The sequence below is a fragment of the Achromobacter sp. genome (assembly GCF_057314935.1).
Genome location: NZ_DBHKZA010000089.1, coordinates 19,153 through 22,440 on the forward strand (window position 1 = coordinate 19,153; position 3,288 = coordinate 22,440).

The 3,288-nt window shown below is 57.2% G+C and carries 2 protein-coding genes and 1 pseudogene; 1 reads left to right on the forward strand and 2 read right to left on the reverse strand.

Annotation, left to right across the window (positions count from 1 at the left end):
• Both ACO6D5_RS25210 and ACO6D5_RS25215 read right to left on the reverse strand, forming a co-directional pair.
• Positions 1 to 208: pseudogene (locus ACO6D5_RS25210) on the reverse strand (collagen-like triple helix repeat-containing protein); the annotation flags it as partial.
• A 346-nt stretch (positions 209 to 554) separates the two neighbouring features.
• Positions 555 to 2,264: a ShlB/FhaC/HecB family hemolysin secretion/activation protein gene (locus ACO6D5_RS25215; RefSeq protein WP_485826882.1), complete on the reverse strand. Its 1,710-nt coding sequence runs from the start codon at positions 2,262 to 2,264 to the stop codon at positions 555 to 557.
• Between the two features lie 489 nt (positions 2,265 to 2,753).
• Here ACO6D5_RS25215 and ACO6D5_RS25220 point away from each other — a divergent pair.
• The coding region (locus ACO6D5_RS25220) for an MHYT domain-containing protein (protein ID WP_485826881.1) at positions 2,754 to 3,288 on the forward strand (535 nt) is incomplete at its 3' end.

Consider the following 3,288-nt stretch of genomic DNA (forward strand, 5'->3'; position numbering starts at 1 on the left):
GATCGGTGCCGCCGGGATTGGTCGGGTCGGTGCCGCCAGGATTGTTGCCGCCCGGATTCGTCGGAATATCGGTACCAGGCAGGCCGGCTGACTTCTTGCCGCTCCCGCCGCCGCCGCCGCAAGCAGCCAGCGCGCTCATCAGAGCAGCGGCCATGACGGTGGAGGTCAAAATACGTTGAATGCGCTTTGCGTCTACTTTGGTATACATGGCGAGCTCCTCGGGTTGGATGGGTCAGGCGATGAAACTGCCCGATACGTCTCTCCATGCATAAATCGTGCCAACATTTTTCTCGCGCCCGGATTTTTGCTCTTCGTTGATATTTGCTACTAAATAAACTCCTTATAAATCATTGGCTTGCGTGAGAGGTTGAGGGTTTGCACCAAGCTTGGGAAACCCGCATTTTTGCGACGGCAAAAACCCTGCGAATGTTACGAATGGCAGGTTATTTCCCGTTACGTTACGGGCGACGTTACGTAACGTGGTGTGTGGGATGCGCAAAAAAAAGCGCCTGTAAAAACAGGCGCCGGTCAGTAGGGCAGGAATCGTCCCTGGGTCAGAACGCGTCGTAGAACAGGGAATAGTTGGCATTGAAGCGCACGTCCCTGTCATGGTTGACGGACGCCGACCCGATCGGTTTGGCGACGTTGAAATCGAACAGATAGTATTTGTCGTCCGTGAACCGCAGGCCCAGGGCGACCGATGACAGGTGCCGTTGGTTAATCGCCTGCAAGCTCTTGTTGTTGTACCAGGTGCGCGCGTAGTCCACCAAGGCATACGGCTGCACGCTCGAGAGGTATTCCCAGCCCGTGCCGAAACGGCGATTGATTTCGGCCGATACGCCCACGCCCTTGTCACCGCTTTGCTCGCCTTGCGCATACCCCATGGCATAGCGCCAGCTCCCGAAGGAGACTTGCTCGGACGAGGGCAGGATATTGCTGGAATACTGCGCGGCGCCGGAAAATGTCAGTCCGAACTGCGCGGGCAACGCAAACGTTTGTTTTGCATTCAGGTTGTAGCGCGTGAAATCCAGATCAAGGATCGGCGTGGCTGAATATCCATAGTTGGTCGAAATGTCCTTTTTCGCACCCGCCGCGTCAAACCCCTTCGATACGCTCGCGGTAACGTCTGTCGTCTTGCTTTCGGAGACCTGAATATATCGAAGCTCAGCGTTGGCGGCGCGCACTCTCGCATCTTGCTGCAGCCAGAGGTCCGATGTGCGCGAGTCGTAACGGTCTTTGGAGTTTGCGGCGTAGACGCCGAGCGTCCCCGTGAGGGAACGGGTGTTGTTCAGCAAGAAGGGATAACTGACGCCGATGCCGATGCGGTCGTTTTTCACCCGCCGCTCAAATCCCAGGTATTCGATGGCATCGTCCTGGGGCTTGGCGTCATAGTGATAACCGTCGACCTTGATCGCCAAACCGTCCGGACCGATCGGCACGCGGACTTCGCCCATGACGTATTTGACGTCGTCGCTGTTGAACGGGATGGACGCCGTCAGTCTCACCTGCTCGCCCAGCGGCGTCAGGCTGTTGGTGCCCAGGTTCACCAGCGGCTGCATGCCAGTGCCGAGATCGGCAACGCCGCCTGTCACGCTCACCGGTTGGCGGGAGGCAGTCAGCACCAGTTCTGTCGCACCATCCGCGCGGCGCGGCAGATCCAGGTTGGGCGTGAATTTCACGCCCGGCACCGTACGCATCAGATTCAACTGGCGTTCCAGCGTGGCTTGCTGCAGCGGACGGTCTTCCTTCAACGGGCCGGCCAGCGTTTCCAGGCGGTCCAGCGCATTGCCGATATCACCTTCGATCCGCACGTTTCCGATATAGCCCTCGACCACCGTAACCACGACCAGCCCGTTGGCGAACGTCTGGTTCTGCACCAGCGCGAACGATAGGGGATACCCCTTGTCGCGGTATAGCTGGGTGATCTTGTCGACTTGCTGCACCAATTCGCCCAGGCTGATTTCCTTGCCGGACAACGGCGCAAGAATGGCCGACACCTCGTCAAAAGCAATGGCGTGGACGCCGCTCACGTCGAAGTTGAGCGGCACGATGCGTTGCGCCAACCTGGCTTGCAACGCCAATTGTTCGGGCGTGGCCGTTTCCACGACAGGTGGAGGCTGCTGCGCGCCAGGGGGCCTTTCCAACTGCGGCAGCGAGTCAACGGGGTTGCCCCGCAGCGGGCCATCCGCGCGCGCATTCGCACTGAAGGCAAGGGCGCAGATAAGGGCGAGGGTAAGCGGACTTGCCGGGTACGGACGTCTCATGCCTTTTGTATCTCTCATTTCTTCAGGCGCTGTCCGGCCATGTATTCGATATTCACTAAATATTGAATATATAGGGACACAACATTGGTAAGAAGTGTTTGCGTACGCCACAGGCGGTTATGGTGCCAGCCGCCCAGGATAATGACAATTTATTTCATTGTGACCGATCGGAAACGACAAGATAACAACATTGCGAAATGCTCGGGAACCGATGCATATAAGATAAGTCAGGGTTAACTAGGGGTTTTTAATAGGATTGATATAAATTTCGGGATATCCGTTACATGTCTATTGCCTAAGTATCGCGAATATTGGTGTAAACCCTGATGTGTATTAAATGTTAATAGATAAGACTATATAAACGTATCAAATCACATCGGTTTTCGGGCAATCGGGGGTCCACAAGATGGGCACGTGTGACTGCAGTACTTCTCGGAAATGCCTGACCGCGCAACGCCGCGATCGCAGGCCATTTCATTGGGGCCGTTCATGAACCCGGGCGACGTCGTTCCCCTTTCGTTTCATGGCGGGCTGGTCGCGCTCTCGTTCCTGATTGCGGTACTTGGCTCGTATGTGGCGCTGCTTGCCGCGGCCGGTATCCGCACCGAAACCCAGGACGGTGAAATACGTATCGGTTACATCCTCATCGGCGCCGTGGCCATGGGTGGAGTCGGTATCTGGAGCATGCATTTCATCGGCATGCAGGCGCAGAACCTGCCCTTCGACGTGGGTTATCAGCTGGGCCTCACCATACTCAGCTTCGTGGTTGCCGCGGGTTTTTCCGGGTGGGCATTCTGGTATGTCGGCCGCGACCGTTTCACCTTCGGACGTTGCCTGGTGGGGGGGCTCGCCGCCGGACTGGGCGTCGCCGCCATGCATTATCTGGGTATGGGTGCCATGCGCATGCCGGCCGTATTGCTTTGGAATCTGCCGATGGTTGTTTTATCGGTGCTCATCGCGGTAATTGCGGCGTCAGCCGCGCTGTGGCTGGCTTTCAATACGCAGAATGAGTTTCAGCGCGGCG

Excerpts from the sequence above, each read along its gene's own strand:
- ACO6D5_RS25215 (WP_485826882.1), bottom strand. The coding sequence starts at position 2,264 with ATGAGACGTCCGTACCCGGCAAGTCCGCTTACCCTCGCCCTTATCTGC.